This window comes from Blattabacterium cuenoti, from assembly GCF_014252015.1.
Taxonomy (GTDB): Bacteria; Bacteroidota; Bacteroidia; order Flavobacteriales; family Blattabacteriaceae; genus Blattabacterium; species Blattabacterium cuenoti_U.
The window spans coordinates 311,060-332,758 of sequence record NZ_CP059206.1 but is presented as its reverse complement, the minus strand read 5'-3'; the positions used below and the strand labels follow the sequence as shown (position 1 = coordinate 332,758).

Below are 21,699 nucleotides of genomic sequence, written 5' to 3'. Positions count from 1 at the left end.
AATTTTATTCATTTATCTTTATCGTATCCGGTTCTGGCAAAAAAAAGTATTCATTTTTTTTATTTTGATTTTTATAAAAATCAACTATCTTTTTCAGATCTGATAATTCTATGAATGGACATTGTAATCGGATCAACTCATTTTTATTAGAAAATAACAGATCTCCTTTTCCTATTAATTGTTCAGCACCTGTGCAATCTAATATAGTTCTAGAATCTATTTTAGAACTGACTCTAAATGCAATTCTTGCAGTAAAATTGGATTTTATTAATCCTGTAATTACATCTACTGATGGACGTTGTGTTGCTATAATCAAATGAATCCCTACAGCACGAGCAAGCTGTGCTAACCGAGTTACATATATTTCTATTTCTTTTTTTTGATTATCAATATTTAAATCAGCAAATTCATCAATAATTAATATAATATAAGGTAAATGACATTTATTATATTTTACATTATTATATTCTTTAATATTTCTAACCTTATATTTTTCTAAAAGAGCATATCTTTGATCCATCTCTTTACATAAAGAATTTAATATATTTTTTACTTTATGTAAATCTGTAATGATAGGTTCTATAGAATTCGGAAGTGTAGCAAAATAAGATTTGGAAATATTTTTATATATTGATAATTCTACTTTTTTTGGGTCAATTAAAATAAACTTAATATCTTTTGGATTTTTTTGAAACAATAGAAAAATAATCATAACATTTAATCCTACGGATTTTCCTTGTCCTGTTGATCCTGCTATAAGTAAATGGGGCATTTTTGCTAAATCTATAATAAAAATCTCATTGAACACGGTTTTTCCTAAAGAAATAGGAAGCTCCATTTTATGACTTTTTTTATTACTTTCTTCTGAAAAAAGAATATCATTCATATAAACGGGATAACGCTGATGATTGGGGATTTCTATTCCAATAGATCCTTTTCCAGGTATGGGAGCTATAATTCTTATGGATGTAGCGGATAAATTTAAGGCAATCTCATTTTTTAAGTTCTTGATTTTTGAAATACGTGTTCCCACTTTAGGATATATTTCATACAAAGTAATAGTAGGTCCTATCCTCGCTTTTATTTCACATATTTCTATCTTATAATAGTTCAGTATTTGAACTATTTTTTTCTTATTAGATTCCAAATCTATTTTCAAGTCAACGGATAAAAAATTTTCCTTCTTTAGAATAGAATGAAGGATATTTTTCTTTTCACTAAAAGAAGAATCTATCTTTATCTTGGGGATATGTACAATTGGTGTGTTTAAAAAATTACAAAATTGTAATCTTGTATCTATTTTTTTGTTAATATTTTGTATTTTTTTTTTCATGTCATTTTCTATAGTTGGAGCACTAATATGAAAAATGATGATAAAGTAAAAAATGATACTCGTAAAAATAAGCATATACAATCCTACCTTTCCAAATAAATGAATCAAAAAATTCCCTATTTCAAATCCAAAAATCCCACTTAATATACCTTTATCAGGAACAATAGTATAAAGAGAAATAGGAAACCATACACTAAAGAATAGCAATTTATATATTATGGATTTGTAAAAGTTATTTAATAATTTTTTCCTAGTAAAAAGAATTTTTAATCCAGTGAAAAATAGGATCATAGGAATAAAAAAAGCACTAATTCCTATTCCCTGATGAATAAAATGGTGAGATACGATAGCTCCCATTTTTCCAAGTAAATTTTCTGCTATGATTTCTTTATCAAAAAGTTTTTCGAGTTGACTTTGATCATTTTTCCAATGAAAAAGGAAAGAAAAAAAACTTAAAAATAAAAAAAGACTATTTCCTAATAAAAAAAATCCAAAAATGGTTTGAATAGTTTTCTTTTTATTTCTTCTTCCTTTTTTTTTTATTTTTTCTTTGTCCATTTTTTTTATATTTATGGAAAATAAACTATTTGTTTTGATTTAAAAAAAATTTTTATACTGAAAAATTTTATTATATTATATCATATTATATAATAAAATTAAAAAAATGAAAAAAACAAAAATTATTTTTCTTATTCTCTTTTTAGGTTTTTTTTATCCTTTTTATAGCTTTGCAGAAATAGCAGAAATTATAAAACAAAAAAAGATAACAGATAAAAATCCTCATATATTTTTAGATCTTTCTAGTAGTTTTAATTCTACAGTCAATAAAGAATTTTATGAAGGCACTCGTTTTTCTGAAGATAATTTAAATTTAGAAGTAATAGGAAAAGCAAATGATAAAATCAGTTATCGTTTTGTAAAACAGTTTAAAAAAACAGAAAATTCTGAAATAATTGATTTAGCTTATTTAAAATATAAGTGGAACAATAAACTTTATTTTTTGGTTGGAAAACAACCTTTCTCTTTTGGAAGTATGGAATATGCTAATAGTTTCTATGAACATGTATACCGTTATCCGGATGTATACAAATATAAGGAAAATCCTGTTGGATTCAGTTTTATTTATATTCCTATAAAAGATCATGAGTTACAATTTCAAGTAGTCAATGGCATAAAAAAAAAGGAAGAAAATATATTGATCCCTGAAGAAATAAAGCATCCTATAGGATATTCTGTGAATTGGAATTGGAATTGGAATAAAATTATACAAAATAGATGGTCTTATTCTTTTTTTCAAGAAAATGAGAAGAAAAAATTTTGGAAATTCCTAGCTTTAGGAAGCAAACTAAATTTGAAACCTTTTTCCATAGAAGCAGACTATATATTAAGCGATGAAGATAAAGAAAAAAATAGAAATATAACAGAAATTTTACGATCATGGAGTCCTGATTATCATTATTATGTTGCTTCTATAAAATATGGAACTTATTTAGTCAAATTAAAATATAACTTTTTTCCAAAATGGAATTTCATTGCTAAAGGAGTATATGAAATAGGAACCTCTAAAAATAATGATTTTTTTGGAGTAAATCAATCGCTTAAAAAAGTATATACTTATTATGGAGGAGTAGAATTTCTTCCTATCATAAAAAATGATGATATTAGTTTTTATTTTTCGTATAAAAACCAAATAATAAACTACAGTTTAGATAAAATTCAAAAAGAAAATAATAATAATCATTTTATAGTTTTAGGATTTAACTATCGTATTAAAATGATTTAAAAAATCATAAAATATCGAGATATAGGCTAGGCTCGATATTTTTTTTTATATTGGTTTTTTGATTTTATTGATCAGTATGAAAATCGGACTTTATTTTGGATCATTTAATCCTATTCATTTAGGACATACAATTATTGCTAATCATATAACAGAATTCTTATATATAGATTCTGTTTGGTTTGTGGTATCTCCACAAAATCCATTAAAAAAAAAAAGAATCTTTTAGATTATAGACATAGAATAGAAATGGTTCGAAGGGCTGTTTATGATTATGAAAAAATGAGTGTTTTGGATATTGAATCTGGATATTTTCCTTCTTATACAATTCATACACTTTACAAGATAGAAAAAAAATATCCTATATATCAATTTTCTATTATTTTGGGAAAAGATTCATTTTCTTCTTTAAGAAAATGGAAAAATTATAAATTTATTTTAAATAAGTATGATATTTTGGTTTACCCTAGAATTGGATCTTTTTCTCATCCTATTTTTAAACAAAAACAGGATAACATAATTTTTTTAAAAGCTCCAATTATTGAAATATCTTCTTCTTTTATTAGAAAATCGATTCAAGAAGGAAAAAACATGAAACCGATGCTTCATGCAGAAGTTTGGAATTATCTTAATAAATATAAATTTTATATCTAACTTAAAAAAGTCAAATTATTCTTTCGTTTTAAATTTAAAATATTCATGAGCTTTTTTTAATAATCTTATAAATTCAAGTTCTCCGAATATTTTTTTTATGGAATGCCAATCTGGTTTTTTTACATAAAATTTTTCTTCATGAAAAGAAAAAAAAGGAATATTAGTAACAATAGTAATTAATTTTTTTGATAAAAGACCTAAATTTTTATTTTTTTCTATATTTTTTTTAATCTTACCATTAAGATCATGAGTTGAATTTAATAATTTTTCAATACTTCCATATTTTTTAATAAATTTTGTGGCGTTTTTTTTTCCAATTCCTGGTAATCCTGGAATATTATCAGAAGGATCTCCCATCATACTCCATAAATCTATAACTTGTTTTGGATGATTTACCCCAAATTTTTTTTTTATTTCTTCTATTCCCAAAATCCTTTTTGCCTTTCCTTTGAAAGGGGGTATATAAACTTTAATATTTTCTGTTATCAATTGAAAAAAATCTTTATCTAAAGTGATGATATAAATAATATATCCTTTATTTTCTGCTTCTTTAGCTATTGTTCCGATAAAATCATCGGCCTCATATCCGTTGGGAGCATAAAAAAAAGAAATTTGAAAGGTTTTTAAAATTTTTATAATATAAGGAATAGCCATGTAAATAGCTTCCGGTGTTTTTTTTCTATGTGCTTTATACTTGTCATATTCTTTTTTTCTAAAAGAAGATCCTTTATTGTCATCAAAAACAGTAGCCATATAAGATGGTTTTTCATCATTTAATGTCTTCATTAAAAAATATGTAAAATTTATGATAGGCGAAGTATTAAGTCCTTTAGAAGTGAAAAGGGGTTTATATCTATAAGCATAATAACTCTGATAAATCAATGGATATGCGTCAATTAAAAATAATTTTTTATTCATATATCAATTTTTATTTATTTTAATATATTATGAAAAAATCAAATAAATACACAGTAACGGCTGCTTTACCTTATGCAAATGGACCAATTCATATAGGACATTTGGCAGGGGTTTATTTGCCTGCAGATGTTTTTGTTCGTTATCTTAGACGAAAAAAAACAGATGTTATTTTTATATGTGGTTCGGATGAACATGGAGTGCCTATTGCTATGCAGGCTAAAAAAGAAAAAAAAACTCCTAAAGAAATAGTCAATAAGTATCATTACATGATTAAAGATTGTTTTAATAATTTTGGGATACAGTTTGATCATTATTCCAGAACCTCTACAAAAATTCATCACGAAATTTCTACTTCTTTTTTTAAAAAACTTCATGAAAAAAAAAAAATTTTTGAAAAAGTATCTGAACAATATTATGATCAAGAAGCTAAACAATTTTTAGCGGATAGGTATATATCTGGTACATGTCCCTATTGCAAAAATAAAGAAGCTTATGGAGATCAATGTGAAAATTGTGGGACGACGTTAGTTCCTGAAGATTTAATATGTCCAAAGTCTACTATAAGTGGAAGCTTTCCAGTTTGGAAAAAAACTAAACATTGGTACTTTCCTTTAAATCAATATCAAAAATTCTTGAAAAAATGGATTTTAATTAATCATAAAAAAGATTGGAAAGTGAACGTGTACGGACAAGCAAAATCTTGGTTAGATCAAGGATTAAAACCTCGTGCTATAACAAGAGATTTGAATTGGGGAGTCCCCGTTCCAAACGATAAAGGTAAAGTTATGTATGTATGGTTTGAAGCTCCTATAGGATATATTTCTGCTACCATAGAGTGGGCTAGACAAAGAAAAATAGATTGGGAACCTTATTGGAAAGGTAAAAAAACGAAATTAATTCAGTTTATAGGAAAAGATAATATTGTTTTTCATTGCATTATTTTTCCAGTTATACTTAAAGCATGTAATAATGGATATATCCTTCCAGATAAAATATTGGCTAATGAATTTCTTCATTTAGAAAATAAAAAAATATCTACTTCTAAAAATTGGGGGGTATGGGTTCATGAATATTTAAAAGATTTTCCAAATCAACAGGATACACTTCGTTATATTCTCATAGCTAATATGCCTGAAAAAAAAGATAATAATTTTAATTGGAAAGATTTTCAAAGAAAAAATAACACGGAATTGGTTGCTATATTAGGAAATTTTGTAAATAGAAGTCTTACTTTAATTCAAAAGTACAATAAAGGTATTATTCCTGATCCTGGAATGTTATCTGTAAAGGAAAAAAACATTTTAACAAAAATTAAAAATTATCCAGAATATATAGGAAATTTAATTGAATCTTATCAATTTAGAGAATCCTTAGCATGTTTTATGGATTTAGCTAGACTAGGAAACAAATATTTAACAGAAGAAGAACCTTGGAATAAAAAAAAAGAAAAAAGAGTCAACACCATACTTTATGTATCGATGCAAATTGTTGGAATGCTAGCTCAATTATCGGAACCTTTTTTACCACATACGGCAAAAAAATTGTTAGAAATGCTTCGTTTGAAAACTTTTTTTTGGAATCAGATAAAAAATGTAGAAGAAATTTTATGTCCTGGACATATTTTAGGTAAAACTACATTTTTATTTAAAAAAATAACTAACGAAAGTATTGAAAAACAGATGAAAAAATTAGAAAAAATACAATGATGATTATAATCTTTGCGGAGAGAGAGGGATTCGAACCCCCGGAGGTATCACCCTCAACGGTTTTCAAGACCGCCGCAATTAACCACTCTGCCATCTCTCCAGGTTACATGTTACATGTGTATTTCTATTATATTTTTCATAAGATCTTGCATAGTTTCTCTTTTTCTGATAAGAAAATCTTTTCCCTTAAAAATCATAACTTCAGAAGGTCTATAACGAGAATTATAATTAGAAGACATAGAAAAACAATAAGCTCCCGCATTTTTAATGCATAAAATGTCTCCTTCACGGATTTCTTTAACTTTTCTATTAAAGCCGAAGGTATCCGATTCACAAATATATCCTACTATTGTATAAAAACGAAAACGACCATTGGGATTAGAAATATTTTCAATACAATGATAAGCATTGTAAAACATAGGACGAAGAAAGTGATTGAATCCTGAATCCACTCCAGCAAATACAGTAGAAGTAGTATGTTTTATTACATTTACACTAACTAAAAAATATCCCGATTCACTAACTAAAAATTTACCTGGTTCAAAGATTAAAGTAATTTTACTTCCATAATTTTTACAAAAAGTTTCAAATTTTTCTGTCATAGAGGAGCTAAAAGAATTCAGATCCGTTTTTATATCATTTTTTGTGTATGGAACTTTAAAACCACTTCCAAAATCAATATAATCAAGATTTGGAAAATCTATAGCTGTTTGAAACAATACTTTTGCTCCTGATAAAAAAGCTTTTATATCTGATATATCAGATCCTGTATGCATATGAAATCCTTCTATTTTGAGTCCGGTATTTTTTAATATTCTTTTCATGTGAGGAATTTGATAGTAAGAAATACCAAATTTAGAATCAATATGACCTACTGAAATTTTTGAATTTCCTCCTGCCATAATATGCGGATTAATTCTGATTCCTATAGCATAATCTGGATAATATTCCCCAAATTGTTCTAAAATGGACAGATTATCTAGATTTATTCTAACTCCAAAACCCACAGCTTTCTTTATTTCTTGAATAGAAACACAATTCGGTGTGAATATAATTTTTTTAGGATGGAAACCTGCTTTTAATCCTAGTTCTACTTCCTGAATAGATACGGTATCTAATCCACTTCCCAATTTTTGCAAAAATTTTAATATATTCAGATTGGTATTCGCTTTACAGGCATAATTAATGATTAAATTCTTTATCCCACTAAAAGCATTTTTCATCTTTATATATTGTTTCTTTATTTTGCAAGAATCGTACACGTAAAGTGGAGTTCCATATTTTTTGGCCAGTTTAATTAAGTATTCTTTATGATTATGAGCTGGATAGCTCTTATTTTCTAATTCACGCATCATAATTTACAATAAAGCTAAATGAATCACATCATTCATATTTTTAACATAATCAAAGGTTAATCCTTTTAAGTGTTCGGGTTTAATTTCTTCTACATCTTTTTTATTATCCTGAGAAAGGATAATTTCTTTTATATTAGCACGTTTAGCTGCTAGAATTTTCTCTTTAATTCCACCAACAGAAAGAACCTTACCTCTTAGAGTAATTTCTCCTGTCATAGCTAAATGAGGTCTTAGTTTTCTTTTAGTAAAACTTGATACTAAAGATGTTAACATTGTTATTCCTGCAGATGGACCATCTTTAGGAACTGCTCCTTCAGGAACATGAACATGTACATTTTTTTCTTCCAACATTATAGGATCTATGTTAAATTCTTTATAATGAGCTTTAATATATTGTAAGGCAATTGTAGCAGATTCTTTCATCACTTCTCCTAAATTACCAGTAATACTTAAATGACCTTTTCCTTTAGATAAACTGGATTCAATATATAAAATATCTCCCCCAAAATGAGTCCAAGCTAAACCTGTAACCACACCTGGAACATTATTCCCTTCATAACGATCTGGATCATTTGGGATTCCAAGAATGCTTTCTATTTTTTCTACATTCAAATGCTTAACATATTTTTTTTTCATAGCAATATGTTTAGCTACATAACGTGCTAATTTAGCAATATGTTTTTCCAAAGTTCTCAATCCAGATTCTCTTGTATAACTTTCAATGACTTTTTCTATTTGTTTTGTGCCAAGTATCAAATCTGATTTTTTTAATCCATTCTCTTTCAGTTGTTTAGGTAAAATATGTTTTTTTACAATTTGCGTTTTTTCTTCTACAGTATATCCATTCATTTCTATAACCTCCATTCTATCTATTAGAGCAGGTTGAATATGGGAAAGGGAATTTGCTGTAGCAATAAATAATACTTTTGATAAATCGTAACCCATTTCTAAAAAATTATCGTAAAATGAGGTATTTTGTTCCGGATCTAAAACTTCTAACATGGCAGAAGAAGGATCTCCATTTGTTCCTATACCCATTTTATCTATTTCGTCTATAACAAAAACAGGATTTGAAGTTCCTACTTTTCGAATAGATTGCAATAGCCTACCAGGCATGGCTCCTATATAAGTCCTTCTGTGTCCACGTATTTCTGATTCATCATGTAATCCTCCCAAAGAAATACGAACGTATTTTCTTTTCAATGCAGTAGCTATAGATCTTCCTAAAGAAGTTTTTCCTACTCCAGGGGGACCGTAAAAGCATAGAATAGGAGAACGCATATCTCCCCTTAATTTTAATACAGCTAAATATTCTATAATACGCTCTTTTACTTTTTCCAGTCCATAGTGATCTCTGTCTAATATTTTTTGTGCATATTCTAAATCAAAATTATCTTTTGAATATTTTCCCCAAGGAAGATCAATCATCAATTCAAGATAATTTCTCTGTACCGTATATTCTGGCATTTGAGGATTAGTTCTTTGCATTTTTAGCAATTCTCTATCAAACTGTTTTTTTGCTTCCTTTGGCCATTTTTTTCTGGAAGCTTTAGCACGCATTTCATCTATCTCTTTTTCATAAGAAATATCTCCTAGTTCTTCTTGTATAGCTTTAATTTGCTGATGTAAAAAATATTCTCTCTGTTGCTGATCCATATCACTGCGAACACGAGATTGAATATCGTTTTTTAATTTAATTTGTTGATGTTCTACATTTAGAAAACGCAATGTTTCCATTGCTCTTTTTTTCAAATCATCGTATTCTAACAATTTTTGTTTATCTCTAGTAGCTAAATTCATATTAGCTGCTACAAAGTTTATTAAAAAAGAAGGACTTTCTATATTACGAATAGCAATGCTAGCTTCTGATGGAATATTGGGGTTATCTTGAATAATTTTTATAGCTATTTCCTTGATAGATTCTACTAGAGCTAGATATTCTTTATCCTTGCAGGAAGGTTTATTTTCTTCTAACGCTATGATTTCTGCTTTAAAATATGGATCATTTTGAATAAAACGATTGACTTTAAATCTTCTTTTTCCCTGTAAAATAACGGTTGTATTTCCATCAGGCATTTTCAATAATTTCAATATTTTAGCAACCGTACCAATAGAATACAAATCTTTTTCACTAAGATTTTCTATTCCAGAATTTTTTTGTGTTAAGACTCCAACTGTTTTATCTAATCCATAAGCATCTTGTAACAATTGTATGGATCCACTTTTTCCTGCTATAATTGGAAAAACAATTCCAGAATATAAAACCATATTTCTTACTGTTAAGATACATAATTGTTCAGGAATATCGTCTTTAAGTAACTGATCTTCTTCATCTTGACTCATTAAGGGTATAAACTCAGCTTCAGACTCAAATCCAGATTCTGTAAATATATTTTTTAATAACATAAAAAAATAGATTTCTTACTTAAATGATGGATTAACTCATAATCAATCATCACTTATAAATTAAATATACTGTTTTCTATATGAAAAACAAAACCATCTATACGTACTTAAATTAATTACTGATAATCGTTAAAAGATTGATTTATTTTTCTTTTTTTTCTTTTTGAAGCATATCCAAAAAAATATGTTCTGTCAAAATTTTGACATGATTTTTTTTCATACTTTTTTTTAATTTGGAACCAAAATTTTTTCCTACTACTATGAAGTTAATTTTATTATTGACAGTATTATATACTCTTCCACCTAAAAATTCTACCATATTTTTAGCTTCATTACGGGTCATACAAGATAATTTACCTGTAAATACAAAAGATTTTCCTTCAATAAAAGAATATTTTTTCATAATAAAATCTTTTGAAAGATGTAATCCATATTGAACAAGCATTTTCACTATGTGTTTATGCTCCGTAATTGAAAAATAAGTCATGATGCTCTTTGCGATTTTTTTTCCTATGCCAGAAATAGAAATTAAATGATTATAATTTGCATGTATCAAAGAATTGATATCCAAGAAATTTTCTGTCAATTTTTTTGAAATATATTCTCCTACATAACGGATTCCTAAGGAAAATAGGACTCTACAATAGGGATTGTTTTTAGATTTATTTATATTATTCAATATGGCATATGCCAATTTTTCCTTGACTCCATCTATTTGAAGTAATTCTTCTTTTTTTAATTCATATAAATTATACAAACTATATAAAAAACCTTTTTTGTATAGTTTATTTATCATTTTACTTCCAATTTTTTTTATATTCATAACATTTACAAAATGTATTATTTTTTCTATTTTTTGAGAATAACAGTTTTGATTAGTACAGTAAAATAATTTATTTTTTTTCGTTAAAATGTTATTACATGATGGGCATTTTTTAAAAAAAAATACAGGAAAGGTTTGATTAGATCTTTTTTTTACGTTTATTTCTGTTACTTTTGGAATGATATTTCCTCCTTTTTCTAATAAAAGTGTATCTCCATAATGAATTCCCATTTTTTGTATAAAACTATCATTATAAAGTGTAACTCTTTTGATTGTAGTTCCAGCAATTAAAACAGGATCTACATTGGCTACAGGAGTAATGATTCCTGTACGTCCTACTTGAAAGGTAATACTTAATAATTTAGTTTCAGATAATTTTTGTCTGAACTTATAGGCTATAGCCCAACGTGGGTATTTATTGGTAAATCCTAAAATGGATTGTTTTTGATATTCATTTACTTTAATAACTATTCCATCTGTTTGATAAGGAAGTTTATTTTGCCATATCTTCCAAAAATCTATAAAATGGAATACCTCTTTCATATTTCTGCAAAAACGTGCTTTTTCCGGTGCTTGAAAGCCCCAATATTTTATGTATTTCATCGCTTCATCTTGTGTATCGAAAGGTAAATTATTGCCTAAAACATGAAATGCTATACAAAATAAATCTCTTTTACGTACTTCTTGATGATCATGAATTTTAAGCGTTCCACTAGCCGTATTTCTTGGATTGGCATAAGGAATTTTTCCATTTTTTATACGTTCTTTATTGATTTTTATAAAATTTTTTATGGGAATGAAAATTTCTCCACGTATCTCAAGATACGTAGGATAGTTATTTCCTCTTAATTTGAAAGGAATATATTTTATTGTTTTTATGTTTTCTGTTACATCTTCTCCTTTTTCTCCATTTCCACGAGTTACCGCATTGGTTAAAGATCCGTTTTGATAAATTAAATTAATAGATACTCCATCATATTTAGGTTCGCATACAAAAGATAAAGAATGAATTGATTTACTTATTTTTTTTTTCCAAATCATTAATTCTTTTTTAGAATAGGTATTTTGAATAGAGTACATTTTGTATTTATGATGAACAGGAGGTATTGAATCTCTTTCTATTTCATGAACTGTTGCTCCTACTTTCATTGTAGGCGAAGTAGGATCATGTAATTCAGGATATTTCTTTTCTAAAAAAAATAATTTTTTTAATTTTTTATCAAAATGATAGTCTGATATTTCTGAAATATCAGAATTATAATATTGATCATTATATTTTAACAACTCTTTTCTAAGTTTAGAGATTTTTTTTTGTATTTTTTTATACATATTGTTTTTATGATTTATTCTCCGTTTGCATAATAAACTGCACGAACCATTCTAAAAAAGCCTTGAAAATCTTTTTTTATTTCTATATTGAAAAATCCTGTTTTTTTCAAAAAATCAATAATATCTAAATAAATAAATTGGTTTATTTCGAAATAAACATAAACGAATCCAGTCAATTTTTTTTTTATCCAAAAAGATATTTTTTTATAAAAAATCAATGGGTCATCGTCAGGAACAAATAAAGCTTGAAAAGGTTCGTATTGAACAATATTTGGATGTAGGAATTTTTTTTCAGATAGTCTGACGTAAGGAGGATTACTTACAATAATGTTAACATAATTTTTATTCATTTTTTTTGGAATAGATATTCCATTTTTCAAGATATCCACATTATTTAATGAAATTTTTACATTATGTAACTTCGCATTTTTACGAGCTATGTCAAGTGCATTTTGATCAGAATCAATAGCATGAATGTGTACAATTTCAGGTTTCTTCTTTTTTAAAGTAATGCTAATGCATCCACTTCCTGTTCCAATATCGAATACTTGAACGAGATTATTATGATTGTAATCTTTATAATCCTGTAGTATCCAGTATACAAGTTCTTCTGTTTCTGGTCTTGGTATGAATACTTTTTCATTAACCACGAATTCCATTCCAAAAAAATAGGCATGACCAATTACATATTGTATGGGTCTATTTTGTTTTAATTCCCATAATTTTTTGATTAATTTATCATAAGTTAAAAAATTTATTTTTTCTTTTTTACTTAATCGCAATAATATAGTTGTTTTATCACATTGAAAAACATGGGTAGTAAGTAAAAAAAAGAGACTTTCTAACTCTTTAGGTTCCGGATATAAATCTTTAAGAGTGTTTTGAAAAATACGGTAAAATTTTTGAAAAGATCCCATATGTATTACAAAATTAAGATGATACGAAGTTCAAAAAAAATACTTATTTTATGAAACATAATTTTATTGCGTTTTTTTATGTTAGATTTAGATGATGATACCATTGTTGCATTAGCAACACCTATTGGATCTAGTGCTATTTCTGTTATTCGTATTTCTGGAAAAAATTCCATATCTATTGTTGAAAATATTTTTATTTCTATTAAACCTGGAAAAAAACTGGAAAACCAATCTACACATACTATTCATTTAGGATATATTGTATCGGAAAATCATGATTTTCTGGATCAAGTTTTAGTTTCTATTTTTAAATATCCTTTTTCTTATACAGGAGAAAATATGATAGAAATTTCTTGTCATGGATCTTATTATATACAACAACAGATTTTACAATTGCTCATTAGAAAAGGAATTCGTTTGGCTCGTCCTGGAGAATTTACATTTCGTGCTTTTATAAATAAAAAAGTGGATTTATCACAAGCTGAAGCAATCGCTGATTTAATTGTATCTGAAAATAAAATCTGTCATGAAATATCTTTACAACAGATAAAAGGAACATTGGCTAACACGATTAATAATTTAAGAAAGAAATTATTGGATTTTGCATCTTTACTAGAATTGGAATTGGATTTTTCTGAAGAGGATGTGATTTTTGCTAAAAGATCAGAACTTTTTTCTTTTTTACAAGAATTAAAAGGTGCCTTAAAAGATTTAATTGAATCTTTTTCATTAGGAAATGCTATAAAAAAGGGAATTTCTGTTATCATTATTGGAGAACCCAATGTGGGAAAATCTACTTTTTTTAATCAGGTGATTCAGGAAGACCGATCCATTATATCCCATATAGAAGGAACAACTAGAGATTGTGTAGAAGGAGAAATCATTTTAAATGGAATTCTTTTTCATTTCTTGGATACAGCAGGAATTAGGAAAACCAAAGATCCTATAGAAACTATAGGAGTGGAAAAAACTATGAAAAAAATAGAAGAGGCTCAAGTTATATTATATATTTTTGATTCTTCAAATGATAAAAAACAAAAAATTATTAGTGATATTCAAAGAATTCACAAAAAATATCCATTAAAAAATATTTTTACCATAGCAAATAAATCAGATATATCCTATTTTCATGATTTTGAATATTTTAAATCGAATGTTCCTTATTTTTTTAAAATTTCTGCAAAAAATCATCATGAAGTTAAAAAAGTTCTGGATGCTTTGAGTTCTTTATTTTTAAATAAATTAAAAGAAAAAAAAATGGTGGTGACTCAATACAGACATTATGAAGCTTTTAAACTCTCATTAAAAGAACTTTCATTAGCACATAATGTTTTAAATCAAGGATTTTCAGTTGATTTAGTATCAATCCATATTAAAGAGGCATTACGGTATTTAGGAGAAGTTACGGGAGAAATAACAAGCGAAGATCTACTCAAAAATATTTTTTCAAAATTTTGCATTGGAAAATAAGATTTATAAATTATGTCACAACATTCTGTAAGAGTTCGTTTCGCTCCTAGTCCTACAGGTCCACTTCATTTAGGTGGAATGAGAACGGCTTTATATAATTATCTTTTTGCTAAGAAACATGGAGGAACATTCATCCTTAGAATAGAAGATACTGATCGAAAAAGATTTGTTGAAAATTCTGAATCATATATTTTGGAAACATTAAAGTGGTGCCATATAGAACCTGATGAAGGAGTAGGATATGGAGGGCCTTATTCTCCATATTCTCAATCTAAAAGATATCATATTTATCGTATGTATATCAATAAATTGTTAAAAAAAGGGTATGCTTATTATGCTTTTGATACAGATCAAGATCTTGATAAAAAAAGAAAAGAATATAATAATTATGGATTGACTTTTTCTTATAATTCTAGAATTAGAATGAATCTGAATAATTCTTTAACTATGACGGAAAAAGAATTACATGATAAATTACGATCTTGTTCTTATGTAATTAGATTTAAAATAGAACCTGGAAAAAAATTGAAGATGCATGATATCATACGTGGGAATATAATAATTGATACAGATCACTTAGACGATAAAATTTTGTTAAAATCGGATGGAGTTGCTACTTATCATTTGGCTCATACAATAGACGATCATCTAATGAAAATAACTCATGTGATCCGAGGAGAAGAATGGCTACCATCTACGTCTTTACATATATTGTTATATAGAGCTTTGGGTTGGACTCCTCCTCATTTTGCACATTTACCTTTGATTTTAAACAAGAATGGAAAAGGAAAAATTAGCAAAAGAAATACAAATAGTTTAAATTATCCTATATATCCTATACAATGGAAAATTCCAAAAACCCAAATTATTATACCAGGATATAGGGAATTAGGTTATTTACCAGAAGCATTCGTGAATATGTTAGCTTTATTAGGATGGAATCCAGGAGTAGAAAGGGAAATTTTATCTTTACAAGAATTAATCAATTTATTTTCTTTAGAAAAAATAAAAAAATCTGGTGTTTATTTCGATATCCAAAAAGCGAATTGGTTCAATAAAAAACATTTAAATAAGGAAAAAATATTTTCATTTCTTTTCGAAGAAATAAAAAAACGTTCTATTTCATGCAAAAAAGATTATTTATGTAAAGTCATCCATTTAACAATAGATAGGATTCATTTTATTCATGAAATATGGGAACATTCTTTTTATTTTTTTATTTATCCTAGTTCTTATGAAGCTAATTTTTTCAATAAAATATGTCATGAAAATACTATTTCTCAATTAGAGAATGCCAAAATATTATTATATAATATGAATCAATTTACGTCTGTTCATCTGAGATTATTGTTTCAAAAAACAAAAAATAAACATAAAATTATGCAATTATTTCGTTTAGCTTTAGTGGGAGTTCTAAAAGGAATTGACATTTTCATAATTTTAGAAATGCTAGGAAAAGAAGAAAGTATACAACGCATAGAAAAACTTATCTATAAAATCAAAGAAAAAATATAGAATCTTTTTGAAAAAAGAACATAAAAATATAGATTTACATTTTTTAAAAAAAATTCAATGCTTAAACATTATGAAAATATTATAATAATAACTCCTATATTATCTGATGATCAAGCAAAAGAGACAGCAAAAGAATATGAAAATTATATCATACAAAAAAAAGGGAGTATCGTTCATCAGGAACATTGGGGATTAAAAAAACTAGCTTATCTTATTCAAAAAAAACAAAGTGGTTGTTATCACTTATTTGAATTTTTGTTAAATTCTGATTTAGTTTATGATTTTGAATTAAAATTAAGGCAAGACGAGCGTATTCTACGTTTTTTAACTGTAAAATTAAGTAAATATGGAATAGAATATGCTGAAAAGAGAAGAAAGAAATTATTAAAAAAAGATGAATCATTATGATATTAGAGGAAACCCATCAACATGAAAAACAAGTAGTAGATAATGAATTAAGATATTTATCTCCTATTAAAATAGAAACTAAAGTAGAAAAAAAATATTGTTTTTTTGAACAAAGAAATATAAAATATATAGATTATAAAGATCCTATATTTTTAATAAAATTTCTTAATGCACAAGGCAAAATTTTACCACGTCGTATCACAGGTACTTTACAAAAAAATCAAAATAAATTAAATGCAGCTATCAAGAGATGTAGGCAGATTGGACTTTTACCTTTTGTTACAGATGATTTAAGATAAAAATGAAAATTATTCTTAAAAAAGATATAGAAAATTTAGGGTTTCAATACGATGAATTAGATGTAAAACCTGGTTATGCTAGAAACTATCTAATTCCTAAAGGATATGCTGTTTTAGCATTACCTGGAACTATAAAAAATATTCGTGAAGTGTTGAAACAACGTTCTAAAAAAGAAAGTTTTTTAATTGAAAAATCTAAAGAAATAGAAGAAAAATTAAGCAAATTAACTATTAAAATCCCAGTTAAGGTAGGTAAAGGAGGAAAATTGTTCGGCTCTATTAATAATCAATACCTGATGAAAGTTTTGAATAAAGAGGGTATTTCTATAGATAAAAAATTTATTAGAATTCCTGGAAATAAAGTAATTAAAACAATAGGAAAACATCAGGCAAGTATCCGCTTACATAGGAAACGCGAGTTTACGTTAAATTTTGAAATATTATCTTCTTCCAAATAAAGAATCATATAATAAAAACAAATTTAGCAGTACAATGATGATGGTAATAAACCAAGCTGATATTTTTAAAATAGGCCCATTGACAAATGGTCCCATTTTTTCAGAATTTCCTGTAAAATTAACTAATGGAATAATAGCGAAACTTAGTTGTGCTGATAAAATGATTTGACTAATTATTAATAATTTAGTTGCTCCTTTTTCTCCATAAATCATAGAAGCAATCATAGCTGGAACAATAGCTATAAGTCTTGTGATTAATCTTCGAATCCAAGGTTTTAATTTTATATTAAGAAACCCTTCCATGACTATTTGTCCGGCTAGAGTTCCAGTTAATGTGGAATTTTGTCCTGACGCTAGTAAAGCTAATGCAAAAAAAACTCCAGAAAGACTAGAACCTAGTATAGGAGTTAAAAGTTTATGTGCATCCATAATATCTGCAACTTCTGTATGTCCAGTTTTATGAAAAGTGGCTGCAGATATAATTAATATAGCTGCATTAATAAAAAAGGCTAAAGATAAAGATAAGGTACTGTCTATGGTCGCATATTTTATCGCCATTTTTTTTCCTTCAATAGTACGTGGATAATCTCTGGTTTGTATGATGCTTGAATGAAGGTAAAGATTGTGAGGCATTACCGTAGCTCCTAATATTCCTATAGATATATAAAAAGAATGTGAATTTTTCATAATTTCAGGATTAGGAACAATTCCTTTTAATATGGGAAAAATTTCAGGTTTGGAATTGATAATTTCAAAACTAAAACAAACTAAAATTGTAAAAATCAAAGCTGCAACTACACTTTCAATATATCTAAAACCTTTATATTGAAAAAACAAAATAATTAAAACATCTATAGCTGTAATTAATACACCCCATGTAATAGGAATGTCAAAAAGTAATTTTAGAGCTAGTACAGAACCAATGATTTCAGCTAAATCACAAGCTGCAATAGCAATTTCACATAATATCCATAGAATAAAACTAATAAAAGGAGGATAATGATCTCTACAAGCTTGTGCTAAATCTCTCTCACAAACAATTCCTAATTTCAAAGCCAAATGTTGCAAAATAATGGCAAATAAATTGGATATAAAAATTACGGATAAAAGCATATAACCAAATTTAGCCCCTCCAGCAATATCTGTTGCCCAATTTCCTGGATCCATATATCCTACAGCAATTAATAATCCTGGACCAGTAAAAGCAAAAAGTTTTTTCCATATTCCTTTCTGTTTAGAAACAGAAACGGAAGAAAAAACTTCCGAAAGAGAAGGATGCTTGTTTTCATTCCTCCATCCTGAAAATTTTTTCTTTTGCATAATGAAAATGAAATAGTAGAATACGAAAACATAAAGTTAACCGTTTTAATCTTTTAACTCATATTTGATCATTTCAATTGTGAAAAATTAAAAAAATTGTCTAAATTTGCTTTATATTTTTTCGCTGGATTGATAGTGATTCAATCTTTCTTTGGTTTCATGAAAAAAATAGCGATACAAGGGGTTAAGGGATGTTTTCATCATGCCGCTGTTTCCAGATATTTTGAAGGATGTCATTATAAGTTGATGGAATGTTCTTCTTTTAGGGAATTGGCTATTTCCGTTGCCAAATCTAATGTAGATATTGGAGTTATGGCTATAGAAAATACCATAGCAGGTACGATATTGACCAATTACAGTCTTTTATCTGAATATAATCTAAAAATAGTGGGAGAAATATATATGCCTATACAGCATCATCTCATGGCTAATCCTGGACAAAATATAGAAGATATCAAAGAGATATATTCTCATCCTATGGCTATTTTACAATGTGAATTATTTATAGATGCACATCCTTATATAAAAATATCTGAATATTCAGATACAGCTGCTGCTGCTAAATATATTTCTATATGCAAAAAAAAAGGTTTAGCTGCAATAGCATCTGAAAATGCGGCTAAAGAATATGGTCTGGAAATCATTTCCAAAAATATACAAACTATTACAAGTAATTTTACTAGATTTTTCATTATTAAAAATTGTTATAAACAAGAAAATGATTATTTTAATAAAGCTTCATTAATATTCAAAATATTGCATACTACTGGTAGTTTATCTAAGATATTGAGTATTATATCTAGTCTTGGAATTAACATGACGAAAATACAATCCATTCCTATTATACAAAGACCTTGGGAATATTCATTTTATGTGGATATTATATTCAATAATATAAAAGATTATGAAAAAATGAAAAAAAAAATACATCAAATTCCCTGTCTTCACCAATTGTCTATTATGGGAGAATATAAAAATGGCAGAATAAAATCCTAATGATTGTAGCAGCAAAAAGAACGTATCAAATATCGGAATATTTTTTTTCCGAAAAAATGAAGGAAATTCATAATCTTGAAAAAAGTGGAATTAAAATCATTAATTTAGGAATTGGAAACCCTGATCTTATTCCTCCATATGGGGTTATACGTAAAATGAAAAAAGCGTCAGAATTAAAACACGCTAATACTTATCAAAGTTATATTGGAATAGAAACACTACGTAATGCTATTTCTAATTGGTATAAAAAAGTATATCAAGTGGATGTTGATCCTAAAAATGAAATTTTACCATTAATGGGTTCTAAAGAAGGTATAATGCATATAAGCATGTCTTATTTAGATAAAGGGGATGAGGTATTAATTCCAGATCCTGGATATCCTACTTATTCCTCTGTATCAAAACTTTTGGAAGCAAAAATTATTTATTATGATCTTGATGAGTATGGAAATTGGATTCCAATATTGGAAAATCTATCTAGAACAAAAGCAAAGATCATGTGGATTAATTATCCTCACATGCCTACGGGAGCAACAATTTCTTTTAAAGAATTAGAAAAAATCGTTCTTTTTGCGAAAAAAAATTGTGTTTTACTCGTTCATGACAATCCTTATAGTTTTATCTTGAATAAGGAACGGCCTTTAAGTATTTTTAACGTAAAAGGGGCTAAAGATATAGCTTTAGAATTAAATTCTTTAAGTAAAAGTTACAATATGCCTGGATGGCGTGTTGGAATGATAATAGGAAAAAAGGAATTTATTAAGAATATCTTGAGAATAAAAAGTCAAATGGATTCTGGTATGTATTATCCCATACAAATTGGAGCCATAGAAGCTTTGAATCATGATCATGATTCAAAATGGTTTGAAAAACTTAATACAGAATATATTAAAAGAAGAAAAATTATATGGGAAATATGTGATTATTTAAATTTAAAATATGCAAAAAAAAGTTCTGGAATATTTGTTTGGGCAAAAATAACTGATGCAGATAAAAATGATAGTATGTGGTCCGAAAAGTTCCTCAAAACTTATCACATATTTGTAACTCCTGGTAGAGTATTTGGAAATAATGGAAAAGGATATGTAAGGTTTTCTATGTGTTGTCCCGTAAAAATTTTGGAACAGGCGAAAAATAGAATTTTTTCATGAATATTGGAATAATCGGATTAGGATTGATTGGTGGATCTATTAGTTTAGGATTGAGAAAATCCAATTTTGGAGATAAATTTATAGGAACAGATTCAAATCAAGAAAATGCTTTACATGCTGTAAAACTTGGAATTGTAGATGAAATAATTCCTTTACAGGATCTTATTATGCAATCTTCAGTAATTGTTTTATCTATTCCCGTAGATGGAATAGATAAAATACTTCAAAATATTTTGGATAAAATCAGTAATAATACAGTTATTTTAGATACGGGATCGACTAAATATGATATTTGTAATAGAATTTTATCTCATCCTAAAAGGAGTCGCTTTGTAGCTACACATCCGATTGCGGGAATTGAAAATTCTGGACCTATTTCAGCTCATTCTGATTTGTTTTATCAAAAAAAATGCATCATTTGTGATTCTGAACTTAGTGCTCCAGATGCAATGTCTGTCGTTACAAAAATTTATTCTATTATGAAAATGCGTATGATTTATATGACCTCTAAAGAACATGATTTATATATTGCTTATATATCTCATTTACCTCATGTAGTTTCCTTTGCTTTAGCTAGTACAGTTTTAACAAAATTTAAAAATGAAGAAAAAATTTTTAATAATATGATGGGAAGTGGATTAGATTCAACTACACGTTTAGCGAAAAGTAAACCTGAAACATGGTTGCCCATTTTTATTGCGAATAGAAAAAATATGATTCAAGCTATCAATTCTTATATTGATCATCTAAATAAATTTCGTAATCATTTAATAAACAAAGAATTTATAAAAATAGATCGATATATGAAAAAGGCAAATGATATAAAATATAAAAGATAAAAAATATGTGTAAATTAAATGT

The 21,699-nt window shown here is 26.9% G+C and carries 17 protein-coding genes, 1 tRNA gene and 1 pseudogene; 11 read left to right on the top strand and 8 right to left on the bottom strand.

Annotated features, from left to right (window positions below):
• Positions 1 to 4: 4 nt before the first annotated feature.
• Positions 5 to 1,891: an FtsK/SpoIIIE family DNA translocase gene (locus tag H0H50_RS01575; RefSeq protein ID WP_185866896.1), complete on the bottom strand. Its 1,887-nt coding sequence runs from the start codon at positions 1,889 to 1,891 to the stop codon at positions 5 to 7.
• 106 nt (positions 1,892 to 1,997) lie between these two features.
• On the opposite strand from H0H50_RS01575, the gene H0H50_RS01570 reads away from it, so the two are divergent.
• Together H0H50_RS01570 and nadD are read left to right on the top strand one after the other, a co-directional pair.
• A complete protein-coding gene (locus tag H0H50_RS01570) occupies positions 1,998 to 3,116 on the top strand; it encodes a porin (RefSeq protein ID WP_185866895.1) in 1,119 nt (372 codons plus the stop codon).
• Between the two features lie 76 nt (positions 3,117 to 3,192).
• Positions 3,193 to 3,767 (top strand): annotated as a pseudogene (gene nadD / locus H0H50_RS01565) (nicotinate (nicotinamide) nucleotide adenylyltransferase).
• 15 nt (positions 3,768 to 3,782) lie between these two features.
• Here nadD and H0H50_RS01560 read toward each other — a convergent pair.
• Positions 3,783 to 4,685: a 5'-3' exonuclease gene (locus H0H50_RS01560; RefSeq protein ID WP_185866894.1), complete on the bottom strand. Its 903-nt coding sequence runs from the start codon at positions 4,683 to 4,685 to the stop codon at positions 3,783 to 3,785.
• 29 nt (positions 4,686 to 4,714) lie between these two features.
• On the opposite strand from H0H50_RS01560, the gene metG reads away from it, so the two are divergent.
• On the top strand, positions 4,715 to 6,391 hold the full coding sequence (gene metG, locus H0H50_RS01555; RefSeq protein ID WP_185866893.1) for a methionine--tRNA ligase: 1,677 nt from the start codon (positions 4,715 to 4,717) through the stop codon (positions 6,389 to 6,391).
• 15 nt (positions 6,392 to 6,406) lie between these two features.
• Here the strand turns inward: metG and H0H50_RS01550 are convergent.
• The 5 genes from H0H50_RS01550 to H0H50_RS01530 all read right to left on the bottom strand — a co-directional run bounded on the left by H0H50_RS01550 (position 6,407) and on the right by H0H50_RS01530 (position 13,221).
• Positions 6,407 to 6,491 (bottom strand) — tRNA-Ser (locus tag H0H50_RS01550).
• Between the two features lie 10 nt (positions 6,492 to 6,501).
• Entirely contained in the window at positions 6,502 to 7,746 is a 1,245-nt protein-coding gene (lysA, locus tag H0H50_RS01545) for a diaminopimelate decarboxylase (protein ID WP_394798955.1), read from the bottom strand.
• 3 nt (positions 7,747 to 7,749) lie between these two features.
• Positions 7,750 to 10,152 (bottom strand): endopeptidase La, encoded by a 2,403-nt coding sequence (gene lon, locus H0H50_RS01540; protein ID WP_185866892.1) that lies wholly within the window; start codon positions 10,150 to 10,152, stop codon positions 7,750 to 7,752.
• 142 nt (positions 10,153 to 10,294) lie between these two features.
• Entirely contained in the window at positions 10,295 to 12,304 is a 2,010-nt protein-coding gene (ligA, locus tag H0H50_RS01535) for an NAD-dependent DNA ligase LigA (protein ID WP_185866891.1), read from the bottom strand.
• Between the two features lie 14 nt (positions 12,305 to 12,318).
• The gene (locus tag H0H50_RS01530; protein WP_185866890.1) at positions 12,319 to 13,221 is read right to left on the bottom strand and encodes a N5-glutamine methyltransferase family protein; all 903 of its coding nucleotides are present in this window, start codon (positions 13,219 to 13,221) and stop codon (positions 12,319 to 12,321) included.
• Between the two features lie 78 nt (positions 13,222 to 13,299).
• Between H0H50_RS01530 and mnmE the strand changes: the two genes are divergently transcribed.
• The 5 genes from mnmE to rplI are packed head-to-tail and all read left to right on the top strand — an operon-like array spanning position 13,300 to position 17,371.
• Entirely contained in the window at positions 13,300 to 14,691 is a 1,392-nt protein-coding gene (mnmE, locus tag H0H50_RS01525; RefSeq protein WP_185866889.1) for a tRNA uridine-5-carboxymethylaminomethyl(34) synthesis GTPase MnmE, read from the top strand.
• A 12-nt stretch (positions 14,692 to 14,703) separates the two neighbouring features.
• Complete coding sequence (gene gltX / locus H0H50_RS01520; RefSeq protein ID WP_185866888.1) at positions 14,704 to 16,206, top strand: glutamate--tRNA ligase; 1,503 nt, start codon at positions 14,704 to 14,706, stop codon at positions 16,204 to 16,206.
• A gap of 57 nt (positions 16,207 to 16,263) precedes the next feature.
• Complete coding sequence (gene rpsF / locus H0H50_RS01515; protein WP_185866887.1) at positions 16,264 to 16,614, top strand: 30S ribosomal protein S6; 351 nt, start codon at positions 16,264 to 16,266, stop codon at positions 16,612 to 16,614.
• A complete protein-coding gene (gene rpsR / locus H0H50_RS01510) occupies positions 16,611 to 16,913 on the top strand; it encodes a 30S ribosomal protein S18 (RefSeq protein ID WP_185866886.1) in 303 nt (100 codons plus the stop codon). Before rpsF ends, rpsR begins: the two co-directional genes overlap by 4 nt.
• A gap of 2 nt (positions 16,914 to 16,915) precedes the next feature.
• Positions 16,916 to 17,371 (top strand): 50S ribosomal protein L9, encoded by a 456-nt coding sequence (gene rplI, locus H0H50_RS01505; RefSeq protein WP_185866885.1) that lies wholly within the window; start codon positions 16,916 to 16,918, stop codon positions 17,369 to 17,371.
• On the opposite strand, the gene H0H50_RS01500 is transcribed toward rplI, so the two are convergent.
• The gene (locus H0H50_RS01500) at positions 17,354 to 18,691 is read right to left on the bottom strand and encodes an Nramp family divalent metal transporter (RefSeq protein WP_185867404.1); all 1,338 of its coding nucleotides are present in this window, start codon (positions 18,689 to 18,691) and stop codon (positions 17,354 to 17,356) included. The two genes, rplI and H0H50_RS01500, sit on opposite strands and share 18 nt — an antisense overlap.
• Positions 18,692 to 18,850: 159 nt before the next feature.
• Here H0H50_RS01500 and H0H50_RS01495 point away from each other — a divergent pair, with 159 nt between their 5' ends.
• Genes H0H50_RS01495 through H0H50_RS01485 form a run of 3 tightly spaced genes read left to right on the top strand, consistent with a single transcriptional unit; the run spans position 18,851 to position 21,677 of the window.
• The gene (locus tag H0H50_RS01495) at positions 18,851 to 19,687 is read left to right on the top strand and encodes a prephenate dehydratase (protein WP_185867427.1); all 837 of its coding nucleotides are present in this window, start codon (positions 18,851 to 18,853) and stop codon (positions 19,685 to 19,687) included.
• Positions 19,687 to 20,838 carry a pyridoxal phosphate-dependent aminotransferase gene (locus H0H50_RS01490; RefSeq protein ID WP_185867403.1) on the top strand — a complete coding sequence of 384 codons (1,152 nt, stop codon included), beginning with the start codon at positions 19,687 to 19,689 and terminating at the stop codon, positions 20,836 to 20,838. The genes H0H50_RS01495 and H0H50_RS01490 overlap by 1 nt, the downstream gene beginning before the upstream one ends.
• Positions 20,835 to 21,677: a prephenate dehydrogenase gene (locus tag H0H50_RS01485; protein ID WP_185867402.1), complete on the top strand. Its 843-nt coding sequence runs from the start codon at positions 20,835 to 20,837 to the stop codon at positions 21,675 to 21,677. The genes H0H50_RS01490 and H0H50_RS01485 overlap by 4 nt, the downstream gene beginning before the upstream one ends.
• Positions 21,678 to 21,699 lie beyond the last annotated feature (22 nt).